This window comes from Bacteroides thetaiotaomicron VPI-5482, from assembly GCF_000011065.1.
GTDB lineage: Bacteria > Bacteroidota > Bacteroidia > Bacteroidales > Bacteroidaceae > Bacteroides > Bacteroides thetaiotaomicron.
The window spans coordinates 4,339,745-4,357,811 of the sequence record NC_004663.1 but is presented as its reverse complement, the minus strand read 5'-3'; the positions used below and the strand labels follow the sequence as shown (position 1 = coordinate 4,357,811).

The following is an 18,067-nucleotide window of genomic DNA, read 5'->3' as shown; positions in this document are numbered from 1 at the left end:
TAACTGACAATCATCTATTATCACAAATGAATACTAATCAATCAGCAAAGCTTTCATCGGCTTTTTGTCTCCCATATAATAGACGGAAATACAAAAAGCTTCCCAATCCGCATACCCTCCGAATCGCCAGACATAAGAATCGACCCAACAGGGAAACTCTTCGTATCTGAAAGAAACAACACCGTCTTCTGAGTGGAGATAAGTGGTCACTATATCCTGAAATTGCGCATGAGAACGTTTTGCGCATGGAATGACAAATGCCATATGCAAAACGATCGCACTTGCTGCCACAATTGATACACTTCTACACCAAACCGCATTAAATGAAGTCTGTTCACTGATCAGCTTGATTAAAATCACAACAGAAAACAACTCTATTCCAAACAATTGCCGGACATTTCGAAATCCTATAACCAAGCTAAAAACAAGTTCAATTAAGATTACATAAAAATAAAGTTGATTATCATAGAAAAACTTTCTCAGGGTATGATTATTGTTGTTTCTCTTTTCACGAAAAAAAGTATATACCAGCAAAAACAGAAGAACATAAAATGCCCGAAGCTCACCGATTATCAATAAGAAGGTTTCCCAGATGGAAGGATGATCAAACGACGCGCGCCCGCGGGCAGCAGGCGATAAACACAACAACAAGGTCCCAAGCCAAAAGCCGGCAACCAAAGCTATTTCAGGTGATTTAGGCTTCCTCTTATTATATTGTACACAATAAATAATAAACAAAGCCCCGGAAATGCCTATAACCAAAGATTCATGTGTCCAACCAGAAATGACGCCCAGCAAAAAAAGAAGAAAAGCAACTCCCCAATTCACCCTTTCCATTTGCCGCACTTTAGTATAAACAAGCAGAAAAGCCAAACAAAGAACGGCGCTCCAAGTATAATTGAGAGCACCACTCATCAGTAAAAAGAGATCAACCGGGCAAGGCAATAAGAACCATATAAAGAAAACTGCAGCAACCCAGTAACCGAATTTTGTCAGATTTCTTTTTCCGGAAATCCATATAACCAACATATTAAGTAACAGAAAAGCGAATACATTGATTAAATTAAAACAATTCTCCCCCCAAAGTCCGGCAAACGACTGCTCCAGAATATGAGGAATGGTACGGCCATTCACATAAAAATAATGATTATATTGCGAAAAAATAACATCGGTAAATGATGATATCTTCTGCTCAAATCCTATCGATGTGCCTTCAAAGAAAGACTTAGCTGCCACAGGAGTCAAATAGAATGAATAAAGATAATCATCTCCACATATCGGAGTGTACATATTCATCAGGTAAAATAAACTTCCTATTATCAACAGAAATGCGCCAATACCAATCCGAACCGTTTTTTTACTCATAATCTTAGCTATTGTTTCACACCATTATATTCTCTTGCAATGTAGGTAGGACGATTCTTTGTTTCATTGAAAATACGTCCTATATACTCCCCTATGACTCCCAAGGACAGCAACTGTATCCCACCTAGAAAAAGAATCACAACCATCAGAGTAGGGAAACCCTGTACAACTTCGCCCCATATCAATGTTTTAAACATGATAAAGCACATGTATATGAAAGCAACCAGGGAAACTATAATTCCAGCAAAAGTAGAAATGCGTAAAGGAGCTACAGTAAAGGAAGTCACCCCTTCCACAGCCAAGCTCAGAAGGCTGAAAAAGTTAAACGAAGATGTACCGGCAACACGATCTTCCTGCTCGAATTTGATCTCTTTCTTACGAAATCCAATCCAGCAATACATACCTTTAGTATATCTTTGGCTCTCACGCATCTGTTTCAAAGCGTTTACACAACAACGATCTAACAGTCTGAAATCACCGACATTCGGGAGAATCTCCACACGGGTCGTTTTCTGCAATAACTTATAGAATAACAAGGACAGATATTTACGCATCAAACTCTCCTTGCCTCTGGTTATTCGCTTTGCGTATACATCATCATACCCTTCTTCCCAATATTTCAACATTTCAGGGATTAAGTGAGGAGGATGTTGCAAGTCAGCATCCATAATCACCAGACAATCGCCTGTAGCATAATCGAAACCAGCTAACATTGCTACTTCTTTTCCAAAATTGCGCGACAGGTCGACAAAATTAATTCTCTCATCTTGTGATCTCAAAAATTTAATAACTTCCAATGTTTTATCATGGCTGCCATCATTAACAAACAAAATCTCCCACTCATATTCTGCATAAGAATCCATCATTTCTTTTAGCTTCGAATAGAGCTCTGGAAGAGAGAGTTCCTCGTTGTATGCAGGTATTAAAACACTAACTTTACTCATATTTTTTTAGATTTTAGAACAAAACGAACAAGAAGAAAATTAACCGGCACTACTAATGCAAACACAGGAAGAGGTGCCCATCTCTCGGGAACTCCGATCCATATAAATAGCGACAACAGCCCGATATGCAACAAATAATTGATAAAATGACTGATACCAAATCCTATTCCTTTCCTAACAGTAGGCTTAGTATTAAAGGTGAATATATTAGACAAGTAAAAATTCAGAATAAAGCTAATAGCATAACCAATAGTATATGCAATAGCTGGTAACATCAATACACATAAAAAGAAATAAATACCATAATGAGTAGCAGTTGCCAGAACACCAACCAATATGAAACGAACAAACTCTCTACGCTTATTAAAAACAGACATCATCCAATACTCTTTTATTGATTTTGATCCAACTACCTACAGGAGACTTATAAAACGGTACAATATTATAAATAATACATAAGACCAGCAAAAAAGTATAACTAAATATACAAAAATAAATAATATCACTTCTCCATTAGATTAAATCATAGAATGATATCTAAGGTGCAATTTCTCTACTCATCTTCATGAGTTACCACCACACATCACTTTATACATTCAAGAAAAAAGCTCCCTTATTTTGATCACAACATCCATATTCTGCGAATCAAATTTTCGAGCAAACAAATGCTCTGTTTCTAATAAATATTGCAAATCCTCCATTTTCCAAACATAAGGATTCCCCCGTTCCCAATCAATTGCACGAAGTCCGGCATTCAACTGCTCACTACCTGGATAAATATGACTCCGCCTTTCTGAGTTCCACAATATAGATTGAAGAAATATTTCGTCACCACAGCAAACATTTTTAAAACGCCTTAAAATAAAAGACTTTTGGGCTAATATAATTGTTAGCAACTCATGCGTAATACTAACCCAATTGGAACCCTTTTTAAATTCAATTTCTTTAGGTCGGTTATAATGGAAGAAATCCTGCAACTTTAAAAAGCTTATTCGAAGAGATTGTACTTGCTTTTTAAAAATACGAGGTGGAATTTTATAATAACGACAGAACAAATGATATTTAAAAACCTTTCTTTCGAGATCTTTTAAATTAGCCTCACCACAAGAGTAAGGCACAAACTCATACCCCTTATTTTTCTCGAAGAAATGATGGATATAGTCTTGTGACTTTATCGGCAAATCGACTCCTGACAACAAATGATAATAATCATAAGGACCTTTCATACTGGCTGTCTCAAGTAACAACAGTTCAGCCTTTACCACACTAATATCACCCCATCTTACGTCAAGACGTTGCTCAAGTACAAAAAGACGAGCTTTTGCAAGCCGAAATAAATCTTGCTCTAAAGGTCCGAGCACGACTTTCTTATCAATATGCAGATATATATCATTCCTCCCATCATCAAGCATAGAAAGTAGTATCTTCAATATTTGAAATTCATTATGGGCCAGAATTAAAAAAGCATGTCTCATTACCTTTGCATCATTAAATAAGTTCATTATCATGCAAAGATACAACAGATAGAATTCCAATACAACAATAGTTAGATAAATTCCAAACATATATTTTGATAAGTATTGGAATCTATCTATCTTTGTGAAATTTAAGTCTTAAATCATTAAATTGGAGCTGACACCCGATTCTTAATGGAGACAAAGACAATAACGTCATTAACCTAAACAACTATTATATAGACCAATAATATCCATAATTACAATGATAGATAAACCTATATATGTGACTTCCCCCCTACTGCCTTCTTTGGAAGATTTTACTTTCTTATTAAAAGAAATATGGGAAAGCAAAATGCTGACAAATAATGGCAACTTCCACCAAAAGCTAGAAGAGGAATTAGCTAAGTATCTTAAAGTTCCCTATCTCAGTTTGTTTACGAACGGAACTCTACCTTTAATAACCGCTTTACAAGCAATGAGAATTACCGGTGAAGTGATAACTACTCCCTTTAGCTTTGTAGCAACAACACATTCTCTTTGGTGGAATGGAATCAAACCTGTTTTTGTAGACATTGAGCCAGAAACCTGTAATCTGGATCCTAGTAAAATAGAAGCGGCCATTACCCCCAGGACTACAGCTATCATGCCTGTACACGTTTACGGGAAGCCTTGTAAAACGAAAGAGATTCAAGAAATTGCCAATAAATATGGATTAAAAGTCATATATGATGCCGCTCATGCTTTTGGAGTAGAAATAAACGGGGAAAGCATTTTAAACTTTGGAGATATGGCTACTCTGAGTTTTCATGCAACGAAAGTTTACAATACTTTGGAAGGTGGAGCATTAGTCGTTCATGACGAGCAGACTAAAAAGCGCATCGACTATCTAAAGAACTTTGGTTTTGCCAGTGAAACTGAAGTTGTAGCCCCCGGTATTAATAGTAAAGTAGATGAGGTACGCGCTGCATACGGATTACTTAACCTTAAGCAAGTAGATCATGCAATCAATTCCCGTCGCAAAGTAGCCATAAGATATAGAGATGAACTTCAAGGTGTTAAAGGGATAACCTTTTTCAATGATATACCAGGAGTACGCCACAATTATTCTTATTTCCCAATTTTCATAAATGCTGAAGAATATGGAATGACGCGTGATGAACTTTATTTTAAGATGAAAGAACATAATGTATTCGGACGCCGTTATTTCTATCCGCTAATCAGTACATTCTCAACATATCGCGGATTAGATTCTGCTAACCCTGACAATCTGCCAATAGCAACCCAAATGTCCAATAACGTCATCTGCTTGCCAATGCACCATGCTTTAAGTGAAAATGAAGTCGAGTATATCCTCCAAATTATAAAGAAATAGTATGATACAATTATCAGAAATAACAAACTCTATATCCCCTTCCTTAACAAGGCGTCTATTTAATTTGGCCCAAAAATATGACAATGTTATAGACTTCACATTGGGAGACCCGGATATACATCCACACGATAAAATAAAAGAAGCTGGCTGTAAAGCGATACTGGAAGGTCGTACAAGATACTCCCCTAATGCCGGATTATTAGAATTAAGAGAAATAATATCTTCCAGATACAAGTTACAATATAATATAGAATACAACCCGACAAATGAGATTATGGTTACAGTTGGGGGAATGGAAGGATTATATTTAACCCTGCTAGCCATTCTAAACAGAGGGGATGAAGTCATTATACCAGCTCCATATTGGATAAACTATGTACAGATGGTATGTATGTGTAGTGGAGAGCCCATTATCACAGCTCCTGTCAGCACCAATGACTTATCGATATCTATAGAAAATATAAGGAAGGCAATCACTCCTAAAACAAAAGCTATTATTTTAAATACGCCCAGCAACCCTTCCGGGCGGATAATTTCTGATGACTCCATCCAACAAATAGCACAGATAGCTATTGAGAATGATTTGATAGTAATAACAGATGAGGTATACAAAACACTACTTTATGATAATGCTCATTTCAAAAGTATTGTTACATGCGACAAGATGAAGGAACGCACTGTTGTTATCAATAGTTTATCAAAAGAATTCTGTATGACCGGATGGCGTTTGGGTTATATAGCTGCACCTTCAGAGTTAATATCAGTGATGACAATGTTTCAAGAGAACATAGCTGCTTGTGCTCCATTGCCGTCTCAGTATGCAGCTATAGAAGCACTAAGAAATTCGGAGAAATATTCGGCTGGTATGATTGAGGAATTCACTCTCCGCCGAAATGTTTTATTGGAAGAAGTTGCCAAAATCAAAACAATAACAGTCGATGCGCCACAAGGAACCTTCTATGCAATGTTAAATATAAAATCTACCGGATTAAAATCTGAGGAGTTCGCATATGCCCTTTTAGAAAAAGAACAAGTGGCAGTGGTTCCTGGAATAACTTACGGTGATTGTTGCGAGGATTTTATCCGGATTGCTTTTACATTAGATATATATAAAATTAAAGAAGGAATTCAAAGACTTAAGCGATTTGTCGAAAGTTTATAAGATGAAAAAAGTTTTAATGCTAGGAGGCTCTTTATATCAGGTCTATGCGATTAAAGAAGCTGTAAAAATGGGATATTATGTAATCACCTGCGATTACTTGCCGAATAACCCAGGACATCAGTATGCCCACGAATATTATAATGTCAGCACAACAGATAAGGAAGCTGTTTACGAGTTAGCCAAAAGACTTCAAGTAGATGGCGTCGTTGCATATGCTTCAGATCCTGCAGCTCCTACAGCTGCTTATGTTTGTGAGAAACTAGGATTGCCCACCAGCCCCTATACTTCTGTAGAAATTCTTTCTCAGAAAGACTTATTCAGACGATATCTGGCTGAACATAATTTCAATGTTCCCAAATACGTCGGATGTTCTTCATACACGGAGGCTTTGGAACAAATCAAGAATTTAACCCTTCCTGTTATGATAAAGCCTGTCGATTCATCAGGAAGTAAAGGCATCAATAAACTGACTAACGTAGATCAACTAAAAGACTTTATAGAAGATGCCCTCTCATATTCCCGTGAAAAACGCATTATTATTGAGGAATTCATAGAGAAGGACGGATATCAGATATCAGGAGATGCCTTTTCCGTAGACGGAATTTTAAAATTCCACTGTTTTGGAAACGAATACTACAGTTCTTCAGTTGTCAAAGATTTCGCCCCACTTGGTGAATGCTGGCCTTTCCAAATGAAACCTGAAATTATAACAGAACTGGAAAAGGACATACAGCGTCTGATTTCTGAACTAAAAATGGGGACAACCGCATATAATGTCGAGGCTATTCTTGGTAAAAACGGGAAATTGTATATACTGGAGTTAGGTGCCAGAAGCGGTGGCAGTTTAATACCTCAGATTACAGAACTGGCAACAGGAGTCAACATGGTTAAATATGTGATAAAAGCAGCTTTGGGAGAAGATTGCTCCGAAATAGAGATGTCACCTGCAAGGGGATATTGGTCTAATTATATGTTACATAGCAAACAGACCGGACGGTTTAAAGAAATATCATTTGATGAAAACTTTGCAAAAAACAATCTGGTAGATTGTGTAACAGAACTGAAAAGTGGAGATAATGTTCATGCTTTCCGTGATGCTGGCGATGCATTGGGGACACTTATCCTCAAATATTCTTCGAAAGAAGAAATGTTTAATGTTATAGAAAACATGGACCAGTTTGTACATATTATTATTGATTAAAATATGAGCATAACAATCCATACAGAACCTCTAGCATATACCGAATTCAGGGATTTTATCATATCCTCTGCAAACTGGTTTGTTCCTTCTCTGTTACAGATGCCCAACCTGGATGAATGGATATTAAAAATGTACCATAACGGCTCTATGTACTATACTATTTCCGGATCTAACATTATATCTTTAATTGTTGGCTATTACAATAGAGAAGAGAGATTTTTATATATACCCTATGTCTGTGTAAACCCTGACCATCAAGGTCATGGGATCTCTAAAAAAACAATTAATTATATCATAGAACATCTTTCTACGGACATTCAGGAGATATTGCTTGAAGTTAGAAAAGACAATAACAATGCACTTCATGCATATCATAAAATGGGATTTTATGAGGCTGAGGATAGGGATGAGAAGTATTTAATGAAGAAAGAGGTACACAAAAGTTAATATTGAATGAAAGATATAGCAAATACTCCATTAGTAAGTATAATTTGTAGCACATATAATCATGGATTATATATATCCCAGTGTCTAGATGGTTTTCTAATGCAAAAGACCAATTTTCCATTTGAAATTCTAATCCATGATGATGCATCCACTGATAATACTCCTGATATCATTCGCGAGTACGAGCATAATCACCCTCAAGTCATAAGACCCATATATCAGAAAGAAAACAAATACTCAAAGAAAGAAGATATCTTTGCCAAATACCAATGCTCACGAGTCAGAGGAAAGTATATTGCAATATGCGAAGGAGACGATTATTGGATTGACCCATTAAAACTTCAGAAACAAATCGATTTTCTAGAAAACAATCCTGATTACGGCATGATATATACTACCAGCAAGGTATATAACCAAAAGAAAGGCAAAATAGAAGAAGATATTATTGGACGGAAATTTAATGGTTATATAGAGTTATTATCCGGAAATTGTATTCCAACCCTTACATCTTGCATACGCAGTGCCTTAGTAATGGAGTACTTGAAAGAAGTGGAACCCAAGAGCAAAAACTGGCTAATGGGAGACTATCCTATGTGGCTATGGATATCATATTATCACAAAATAAAGTTTCTTCCAGAAAGCACTACGGTATACCGTGTCTTAGAAGAATCAGCAAGTCATTCTAATGATATACAGAAATATGAAAGATTCATATTATCGACCATTGATATAACTGCATTTTATATCCACAAATTTAATACTCCATTAACAGAGCCATACTTACGATCCTTAAGTTGCTTTTACTATGATCTATACGATAAGTATATGTGTCTGGGCATGTATAAAAAGGCCAGACACTATTCAAAACTCATTAATCCTAGTTATGTATCCGCACGTATGCGGAGAAGAGTCCGCCGATTCCATCTCAGATTCATTCAGATAAGATTAGCAAAATGGTTCGATATAAAAGGAAAAGAAAGGAAGTAAAAAGGGAAAAAAACTATCTAGTGAGATATTAAGTAAATATCCCTTTTTCTATTCACGAATCTCCACCTTTTTTAAACAGGAAATGAGTCAAGTAGTACAAATGCCAATGATAAGCTATTTTTCTTACCCTCCTGCGATATTTCAATTCATATGTATCTTCAGGCAATGCAGCTATCTCTTTCATTTTCTGCCTCATATCCTTAACAGGTTCTTTGAATTCTCTCAAATTCACCTTCAAAAGTATCTCCTTAAATATTGTAAGACAAGTCCCAATCAACCTAGTCCTAATTTTAAAAAGATCTTCTTCTTCAAATAGAGAATATTTCTCCATGAACCTCATGCGGGCATATTCTGCCAAAAAATAATGATAAAGATTCATAGGAGACATCGTGTGACATATACTCGTTTGTCGTTCTACATAATGATAAAAAGGGCTATCTACCCATACAACTTTCTTACATAGAGCAACCCATTCATACATTACAAGTCTGTCTTCATAATTTTTCCCCTCTGGGAATTGTAATGATGTCAGAAAGCCACTCTTATAAAGCTTTGTACAAGCAGAACAACTAACTTTTTCCATCATCATATCTTGTAATACATTCTTTGGATCTCGAATAACAATATCTCCAGAATTCCGGTAAGGAGACTCGTTTGGTTTAAATTCATATTCAAGAAGAAAATTACAATATGCAATTTCCGCATCACTTTGTACCATTGCATCTAACATTTTCTCAAACATTGCAGGTTCAACATAGTCGTCACTGTCAACAAAACCAATGTAAGGAGCAGAAGCTATACGCATGCCAGCATTACGAGCAATAGAGAGTCCAGCTATAGAAAGATGTAGCACTTTAATACGTTTGTCAATTTTCGCATATTCATCACATATCTCAGAAGAACCATCAACAGATAAATTATCAACCAAGATTATTTCAATCTGCTGTAATGTCTGACTACGTAATGATTCAATACATTTATGCAAATAATCAGCGGTATTATGAACAGGCACTATTATACTAACCAAATACTTATTCTCCACTATTTATCTTTTTAAGTTTAAAATGTACCCAATAATAAATAGGCCAAAAATAAACAATCTTTCTCAGCCGTTTATAACATTTAATATCAAGTTCCTTTTTAGACAGAGGAATTAATTTCTTCAAATTATTCTTCATATCAACAACATAGGCACGACTTTCGCTAAAAGGAAAAGAACGCATCTCTTTAAAAGTCCTTAAGCAGCTCTTAACAAGGGATGTTTTCATATTATATTGTTCTTTCGTATCGAACAATAGATTATTATTAATAAACTCCAAGCGGCAAAATTGTGCTAAAAAGAAATGATAACGTTGTAATGGTGAAATAACATGGCAAATACTAGAGCTTCTTTTTACATAATGATAAAATGCCTTATCAATCCACACTACTTTTTCAGACTCTAATATCCACTGATGCAAGATAAGACGATCCTCATACATATTATGTATAGGAAATTTTAATGAAGAAAAAAGTGTCTTCTTAAAGAGTTTCGTACAACAAGAGCTATTCAATCGATCACACATCATATCATACACCACCTCCTTCGAAGATCTTTCACAGACCATACCACTATTAGGTTCAAAAGAGTCTATATGCCCGTCGTCATGTTCAATCTGAAAATTGGAATATACCAAATCAACACCATATGAACTAATTGCAGCAAGCAATTCCTCATACATATTGACGTCAATATAATCATCACTGTCTATAAACCCTATATATGGAGCAGAAGCCATATCAATGCCAGCATTACGAGCTACAGATGCATTAGCTACCGAAAGATGAATTACTTTTACCCGAGTATCCATACTTGCATATTCATCACATACCTCAGAAGATCCATCAGTTGATAAATTATCTACCAGAATTATCTCTATATTTTCTAAAGATTGATTTCGTATAGATTCAATACATTTTCGCAAATAATTAACTGTATTATGTACAGGTACAATCACACTTATCAAATAATTATTCTCCATGCATGCTCTCCATTAATAAACTTACGCACAAAGATAGAGAATATAGTATTATCAGTAAAATAAAAACCAGATTTTAAGTTCCCAGGTTATCATTAATAATCGTATCTTTGCCGGAAAGCTTATTATATTAATATGAGTAAGGAAAATATAGCATTTGTTGTTGTACGTTACGGATTAAATATCAATGGAGGAGCAGAGTATCATTGTAGAATGCTAGCCGAAAGACTCACCAATGATTATAACGTTGAAGTTCTAACTACTTGTGTAGATAATTATAGAACTGGAGAAAATCTTGAGTTTAAGGAAAAAGAGATTATCAATAAAGTCATTGTTCGCCGTTTTAAAACTAATCCCACTCATCCTGAACTTGAAAACTTTTATAAAAAGAAAGCTAAACCGGCTTATAAATTAAGACGTTTTTTATACAAATGTCACTTTCTAGCTATTGCTTCTTACTTTTTCCCTATTTGGCATTTCAAAGAAAAAGAAGAACTAGAAGCACTCGGTAGCCAAGTTTTCCATTCTCCGGCTCTCTTCAATTTCATAAAAGAAAATAAAGATAATTACAAAGCAATCATCCCTATTACAATAGATTATTCTCATGTATATTACACAACTTTATATGCACCAGAAAAGACTATTGTAATCCCTACAATGCATTATCACAAAACTGCATTTCGCTCAACCTTGACACAAGTCTTTACAAAGGCAGCCTACATCGCTTTCAACACAACAGCAGAACAAAAACTAGCAAGAAAAATATTTGGTATGCACATGGCACCCCACAGTATTGTAAGCGTAGGGATAGAGCTAAGTGCTCCATCAGACTGGGCAGTGACCCAAGAAAAGTATAATCTTCCTGATGAATATATGCTCTATGTAGGGAGAGTAGACCAAGGCAAGCTTAACAATGTGTATACTTATTTCCTCAACTATAAAAAGGTATATCCTAATTCTGATTTAAAGTTTGTTCTTGTAGGCAAACAATATAGTGATCCTTTTAATCATCCGGATATTATATATACTAATTTTGTTGAAGAACAAGAAAAGATATCAATCATTCAACATGCAAAGATTGTAATCAACCCATCACTGTATGAAAGCCTATCACTTATATTACTGGAAGCAATGGCTTTAAAAAAAGCGATGCTGGTCAATGGCAATTGTAATGTATTGAAAGAACATTGCCATAAAAGTAATAATGCTGCTTTATACTACACTAATGAAAAAAGTTTCATTGATAAGCTTCATATGCTAGACTCTTCTACCAATCTTAGATTAGAGATGGGAGAAAAAGGATATTCTTACGTTAACAGTAATTACGACTGGAACATAATAATGAATAAACTAAAGCATGTTATCGAAAATATATAAAGATTTAGATACTCTTGATAGCTTGCTTTAAGCGCCCCATAATCAAAGTCCAATTATAGTTCGATTTCACATAAAATACACCTTTCTCTCCCATCTCCTCTCTCAAATCTTCCGATTGTTCAATCCGTCGAAGTGCCTGATTAAACCCGCGATTATTCATGTAATAAAAAGAAGCAAAATCACTTTTTAAACAATGTTCTTTCAAGACCTTACAATGTCCGTTTACAAGCATTGGCCTCTTTTGACTCATAGCCTCTAAAAGTATTAAAGAAAGGCTTTCATAACGAGAAGGATTCACTACAATATCGGCATGCTGTAGAATTGACATTTTCTCCTCATCACTGACAAAGCCTGTGTATATAACATCAGGATGCTCAAATCGCTCCATAGCCAGCCCACCTACTAATACTAATCTTAATGTTGAATCTGAATATTTCTTCTTATAGTTCACAAAATATGTAAGTAAACGATGAATCTTTTTAGGAGTAATACGACCAATATATAACAAATATTTCTCTGGTAATTGAAACTTTTCTTTTGTCATCGCCCAATCTGCGGATAAAGACTCCTCTATTCCTACACTCAATATCCCATGAGCCCCCAAAGCCTTACCCAGAATATTTTCAGCAAGCCTCTGTTCCTCTCCGGTATTAAAACCAACATAAGCTATCTTTGAAAAAGCAGATGTTAATACAGAACGGAAAGAAATACCCATATTATGCATTGTAGGAATAGCTATTGTTTTTCTACCTGCATACAATGCAGTGTAATAAAAGGTGACATAATCAGAAGACATTGCTATAAATGCTTTATATTCATCTATATGATCACGAATATAATCATTCAATGCGGACGAATAGAATTTATCACTCTTCATCGCTTGTACCTCATCATCATGTTTGTAAGACCATACAGGAATCAAATAAGACAAGTATTTCAAGATTCCTAATTTAAAAAGGAACTGGCGTAGTTTTCTTGCTGGTTTAGCCTTCTTTGCGAAATAGCGTTCCTTTTCACGCTGAACAGGATTAGTCCTAAAACGACGAATCACCACTCCATTCCATTCTTCCTCACCTTCCGGATATATATTTTCGCCTGTCGCAACATCTCTGACACAGGTAGTAAGTACTTCCACATCATAATCAGATACTAACCGTTCTGCTAACATCTGACAATGATATTCAGCCCCGCCATTTATATTTTTGCCATATCTGACAACAACAAAAGCAACTTTCTCTTTCTTCATAGCTTCCCTTAATACAACATTCTACTTATGAGAGCATCTGAATCACATTTTTCATCCGTCCTATAATCATCTCCCAATTATAATTCTCCTGAACATAGTGACGCCCTTTCTCTCCCATCTGTTGACGTAATGTTTCTGAGTTCTCAAGGTTATGCAATTTTCGCATAAAATCTCTGCGATTCATATAATACAAAGCTGCATAATTACTCTTTTCACAATGTTCTCTCAACACATTACACCTGCCATTGACCAACATCGCCTTACCTTCGCTCATCGTTTCAAGTAAAATAAGTGATAAACTTTCATATCTGGAAGGATTCACTATTACTTTAGCATTCAACTGAATCGCTACTTTCTCCGCATCATCAACAAAACCTGTGTAAATTATATCCGGATGTTCGACTGTCTTTCCAAAAATGCCTCCGACTAAAACTAGCTTTAATCGAGAACCTACATATTTCTTTTTATAGCTTAAAAAGTAATCAACTATATTATTCAACTTTATAGCATCAATTCTCCCTACATACAATAGATAATCTTCCGGCAAATTATATTTTACCTTTGTTTGCTCCCAATCAGCAGCTTTCGTCTTCTCTATACCTACACTTATAATGCCGTGAGCAGCCAAAGGCTTTCCAACTATATTCTCTACCAATTTCTGTTCTGCTTCTATATTAAATCCAATATAGGCAACCTCAGAGAAAACAGAAGTAATAATAGAACGAAAGGATGAACCGTTATTATGCATAGTAGGAATCAGAATCGTCTTCTCCGGTGCATATAGTGCAGTATAATAAGTATGAGGGAAAAAGGAAAGCGGAATGAATGCTCTATAAGAAGCTTTATTCTCTCTTATAAAAGCATACATTGAAGATGAATAAAAAACCTGACTATTCAAGGCCTTTATTTCTTCTTGTTCTTTATAATGCCAAATCGGTTTCACATAAGACAAAGGCTTCAAAAGACGACATCTGTACAAGAAGTGCCTCCACTTCTTTGCCGGAGCCGCCTGCCTGACATAGCTTTTATGTAAGTCCGGTTCAACAGGATCTGAATAGAATCGACGTACCAAAACTCCATTCAGGATTTCTTCTCCTTCAGGATATTCATTATCACCGGTAACATAATTCTTGACACACGTAGTCAATACTTCAACATCATAATCGTTAACCAGCCTTTCGGCCAGCATACGACAATGATATTCAGCACCTCCGTTTATATCTTTTCCATAACGAACTACTATAAAAGCTATCTTTTCCTTAGTCATTCTAGTCAATCAACAATTTGTGCTTTCTCTTAAATATAGCACGATAACCACGATATAGCATCCTATAGAAGCCGAAGTGTTTACACATAAAATATCGTTTGATTGACATACTCGGGCCTAGTTGCCAAGGAGTAATATGACGATATTCACGCATTTTCAACATCGTTTCATCTATTATATCCTCAAAAGCCGGTGACGGAGGGCACAACAAAGTATGGTTAATCAAATGAATCCCCCTCTTAAGTACGCCAACGGAAGATTCACCTCCAAGTTCCGCATTCTGAATAAACTTATCCTGTTCATAAAGACTCAGGAAATAATGATATTCCTTTACCGGATCATAACCACCACGAGTAATGCTTTCATTCTTATGAATCATATAATGGTATTTAGAGACACAACTCAATACCACTTTCTGAGAGCTATAAAATACTTTATATAATACAGCTACGTCCTCATAAACCCGTCCGACAGGGAATGAAAGGCGGTCAAACAATTTACGTTTAAAGAGCTTCGCCCATAAATAGTTCTTTACCAAGTCATTCTTTACCAAAGCACGTATAATCTCCTTTCTGGAAAAAACATACAGCTTACCCGTGTTGTTGATTATTTTAGAAGGTCTTCCCTCCTGCTCAAGAAGATAAGTACAAGCAGAAACATCTGCATCATGCTCTTGCATCAAAGTGTAAAGATACTGATACATATCATGATCAATCCAGTCATCACTGTCAACAAAACCCAAGAGCTCTCCCGTAGCTGCAGCCAAACCGGCATTACGGGCAGCACTCACCCCACTATGAGGCAAATGAATAGTCTTAATGCGCTGATCCATACGCGCATACTCATCGCAGATACCGGAAGAGCCGTCGTCAGAACCATCATCAACTAAGATAATCTCAAGGTTCTTATAGGTCTGCTCCAGTATAGATTGCAGACAAGTCTTCAAATAGTCCTTTACATTATAAACAGGCACTATAAGACTAATCAATGGTCCAGAGATATTAGTATTCATATTATTCTACTTGTCAACTTTTTATTTTTACTGCAGCCCCTTCTATATAGAATGCTATATAACAAGGAATACTGCAAAACTACCCTCGATTTTAAATAAATTTCACACTTGTCTGTGATTCGATAATACAATCTAAACACTCTCAAATCAAACAATTACCTCTTATTTGCCATTTATACAGTATAATTCGTCTAGTTTCCAAAGTTCATTCAAAGATTTCCACTGTTTATCATTCAGGTTAGTTTTCCCATTATTTTTCTTTTGTAAGCTATTATTCTGTGTTTGAGGCAACTCTATCGGCCGGGGATAGAATTCACCCCCTCCTGTCACCTTGACCCGCCTCTTTAATTCATTCGCTTTCAACCATAAATCATCCGCAGACGGACAATGTTCACTGATTATTTTCCAGTCAAACAACTCCTCTCCATACCAATGGGGAGGATAATAAATCCCGCCACATCCGATTGCCACATTCTGCAAAGAGCTATTCACCGGCATCGTAAACACTTTCGTCCACTTTCTATATACCGAAAAAGAATTTCCATCCATATGAATCTTCCGGATAACGTTTCCGCAAACTGTATCCGGATACTGATACGATAAGGAAAGCAAACGCTCAACCGTATTCCGGGGATAAATCAGATCATCATCCACTGTTATCACTTTACTATCCGGGTATTCACGGAAAACATAATGATACTTCTTATGTGAACGGAAATTCTCAGACACAAATCTGAATGCTATTCCTTTAGCCATCAATCTTTTAAGTTCTTCTGGCAGATCATTCAACCGTCCGGGAAACTCCTGTTCCGACAACCATACAATTATCTTTTCGGGCGGACAAGTCTGCCACAGAATCGATTTCAACATCAGATGAAGTTGAGAAATACGGGGAGGAAATGTCGTCAACGAGACAATGACTCCCGAATGGTTCGATAATGCCGGAGCATCAGTGTCTTGCTGATAAGCACGCACCACTTTATCATGATACTTTGCTCTTCTCCACCTGCAAGGCAAAGAATAGATATGTCGGTAGAATCCTCCTTTTTCCTTATAGGAAGTCAGCTTCTCTTCTTCCCGTGTATAGCGATCATAATAACTGTTCACCTTCACAGACTGACCTCTCAATTCATCCTTTACAATGCCCAAAGAAGCCCATTGCACCTTTGCTCCACGAGTATGCTTTCGTATGTTCCGGTTCTTCTGGATAGAATCTTTCGTCTTATACCCTCTTGCATGATCCAAATGGAGGCATACGGTAGAGTAACGTATCTGCATACCATGAATTCCATAGTTCTCCAGACGTTCTCCAAATTCACGGTCTTGTCCACCGTACTGCATACGCTCATCAAAACCATTCACAGCCAGAATATCGCTTAGCCAACCGGAAGCGTTATGCCCGTTCCAGCTTGCTTTGGTAGGAGTAAATGTATTTAATGCCCACCTTTTAAATCCTGTAGCAGTCAGTTTATTATTTTTAAAAGAGGCAGGCATCCCTTTTCCTCTCATCCATTGCAGATCAAAACATCTGCCGGATAATATATCGTCCTTTGTAATATCTTTCGACAAATCCATACTCAACTTATGATATCCGCCGGACAGGAAACGTCCTTTACGGCGAAGACACAGGTGAGTTGAGACGAAGTCTTTACGTGGAATACAATCGCCATCACTGAAAAGCAGGTAATCTGCTTGTGCAGCCAGTATGCCTTTATTCAGAATATCGCATTTACGGAATCCTTTATCTTCGTGCCATACATGCTTCACCTGAAAGGACAATTGCGGAGTTATCCTCTGCAACATATCATAAGTTTCTTTCCGCGAACCATCATCTGCAATAATCAATTCAAAGTTCTTAGTATCCTGGGCTTCATATCCCCACAACACCTTCTCCAGCCATTCAAGCTGGTTGCAGGTTGACAGTACGACCGACATCTGCAAAGAAGTAGTCTTCCGGCTAAAACGGATAATAGAATAATTGCACTCCATCTGTTCCCCAGTCCAATAAAGTTCTCTCGAAATCTCCCTCCATCCGGCTAAGTCCACACGATCAGTGCCATCAATGTCTTCCTCCTTATGCAAACGAACCAGACATAATGCGTCCTCATCCTGATCTTCTTTCAAGTCAGCATGATGAGCCAGCAAGTAGTCCCGTACTTTTTCATCCGAACAAACAACATTATTTTCAAAAGCTACTATCATTAATTACCCT

The 18,067-nt window shown here is 36.5% G+C and carries 16 protein-coding genes; 6 read left to right on the top strand and 10 right to left on the bottom strand.

From position 1 onward, the window contains the following. Window positions 1-33: 33 nt before the first annotated feature. From BT_RS17115 to BT_RS17100, 4 genes are all read right to left on the bottom strand, one after another. The gene (locus BT_RS17115; protein WP_011108804.1) at window positions 34-1,365 is read right to left on the bottom strand and encodes a DUF6056 family protein; all 1,332 of its coding nucleotides are present in this window, start codon (window positions 1,363-1,365) and stop codon (window positions 34-36) included. An 8-nt stretch (window positions 1,366-1,373) separates the two neighbouring features. Beyond that, window positions 1,374-2,309, bottom strand: coding sequence for a glycosyltransferase family 2 protein (locus BT_RS17110; RefSeq protein WP_011108803.1), 936 nt, complete (start codon window positions 2,307-2,309; stop codon window positions 1,374-1,376). Beyond that, on the bottom strand, window positions 2,306-2,686 hold the full coding sequence (locus BT_RS17105) for a GtrA family protein (protein WP_011108802.1): 381 nt from the start codon (window positions 2,684-2,686) through the stop codon (window positions 2,306-2,308). Before BT_RS17105 ends, BT_RS17110 begins: the two co-directional genes overlap by 4 nt. Window positions 2,687-2,905: 219 nt before the next feature. Further along, the gene (locus tag BT_RS17100) at window positions 2,906-3,811 is read right to left on the bottom strand and encodes a beta-1,6-N-acetylglucosaminyltransferase (RefSeq protein ID WP_170848638.1); all 906 of its coding nucleotides are present in this window, start codon (window positions 3,809-3,811) and stop codon (window positions 2,906-2,908) included. 217 nt (window positions 3,812-4,028) lie between these two features. Here BT_RS17100 and BT_RS17095 point away from each other — a divergent pair, with 217 nt between their 5' ends. The 5 genes from BT_RS17095 to BT_RS17075 are packed head-to-tail and all read left to right on the top strand — an operon-like array spanning window position 4,029 to window position 8,935. Next, entirely contained in the window at window positions 4,029-5,138 is a 1,110-nt protein-coding gene (locus BT_RS17095; RefSeq protein WP_008762980.1) for a DegT/DnrJ/EryC1/StrS family aminotransferase, read from the top strand. Between the two features lies 1 nt (window position 5,139). Continuing rightward, window positions 5,140-6,300, top strand: coding sequence for a pyridoxal phosphate-dependent aminotransferase (locus BT_RS17090; protein WP_011108801.1), 1,161 nt, complete (start codon window positions 5,140-5,142; stop codon window positions 6,298-6,300). A gap of 1 nt (window position 6,301) precedes the next feature. Further along, entirely contained in the window at window positions 6,302-7,501 is a 1,200-nt protein-coding gene (locus BT_RS17085) for an ATP-grasp domain-containing protein (protein WP_225011792.1), read from the top strand. Between the two features lie 3 nt (window positions 7,502-7,504). After that, window positions 7,505-7,948 (top strand): GNAT family N-acetyltransferase, encoded by a 444-nt coding sequence (locus BT_RS17080; RefSeq protein ID WP_008767578.1) that lies wholly within the window; start codon window positions 7,505-7,507, stop codon window positions 7,946-7,948. 6 nt (window positions 7,949-7,954) lie between these two features. Then, on the top strand, window positions 7,955-8,935 hold the full coding sequence (locus BT_RS17075; RefSeq protein WP_011108799.1) for a glycosyltransferase family 2 protein: 981 nt from the start codon (window positions 7,955-7,957) through the stop codon (window positions 8,933-8,935). A 52-nt stretch (window positions 8,936-8,987) separates the two neighbouring features. Here BT_RS17075 and BT_RS17070 read toward each other — a convergent pair whose 3' ends face one another. Continuing rightward, entirely contained in the window at window positions 8,988-9,977 is a 990-nt protein-coding gene (locus BT_RS17070; RefSeq protein ID WP_011108798.1) for a glycosyltransferase family 2 protein, read from the bottom strand. Further along, entirely contained in the window at window positions 9,967-10,956 is a 990-nt protein-coding gene (locus tag BT_RS17065) for a glycosyltransferase family 2 protein (RefSeq protein WP_011108797.1), read from the bottom strand. The genes BT_RS17070 and BT_RS17065 overlap by 11 nt, the downstream gene beginning before the upstream one ends. Before the next feature lie 132 nt (window positions 10,957-11,088). On the opposite strand from BT_RS17065, the gene BT_RS17060 reads away from it, so the two are divergent. Beyond that, the gene (locus tag BT_RS17060) at window positions 11,089-12,330 is read left to right on the top strand and encodes a glycosyltransferase (RefSeq protein WP_011108796.1); all 1,242 of its coding nucleotides are present in this window, start codon (window positions 11,089-11,091) and stop codon (window positions 12,328-12,330) included. Between the two features lie 4 nt (window positions 12,331-12,334). On the opposite strand, the gene BT_RS17055 is transcribed toward BT_RS17060, so the two are convergent. The 4 genes from BT_RS17055 to BT_RS17040 all read right to left on the bottom strand — a co-directional run bounded on the left by BT_RS17055 (window position 12,335) and on the right by BT_RS17040 (window position 18,057). Then, window positions 12,335-13,576 (bottom strand): glycosyltransferase family 4 protein, encoded by a 1,242-nt coding sequence (locus BT_RS17055; RefSeq protein WP_062695837.1) that lies wholly within the window; start codon window positions 13,574-13,576, stop codon window positions 12,335-12,337. A gap of 25 nt (window positions 13,577-13,601) precedes the next feature. Then, a complete protein-coding gene (locus BT_RS17050) occupies window positions 13,602-14,843 on the bottom strand; it encodes a glycosyltransferase family 4 protein (protein ID WP_062695838.1) in 1,242 nt (413 codons plus the stop codon). Between the two features lies 1 nt (window position 14,844). Then, window positions 14,845-15,855 carry a glycosyltransferase family 2 protein gene (locus BT_RS17045; protein ID WP_008767570.1) on the bottom strand — a complete coding sequence of 337 codons (1,011 nt, stop codon included), beginning with the start codon at window positions 15,853-15,855 and terminating at the stop codon, window positions 14,845-14,847. Between the two features lie 162 nt (window positions 15,856-16,017). Then, window positions 16,018-18,057, bottom strand: a complete 2,040-nt coding sequence (locus BT_RS17040; protein ID WP_011108793.1) for a glycosyltransferase family 2 protein — start codon at window positions 18,055-18,057, stop codon at window positions 16,018-16,020. Window positions 18,058-18,067: the final 10 nt, after the last annotated feature.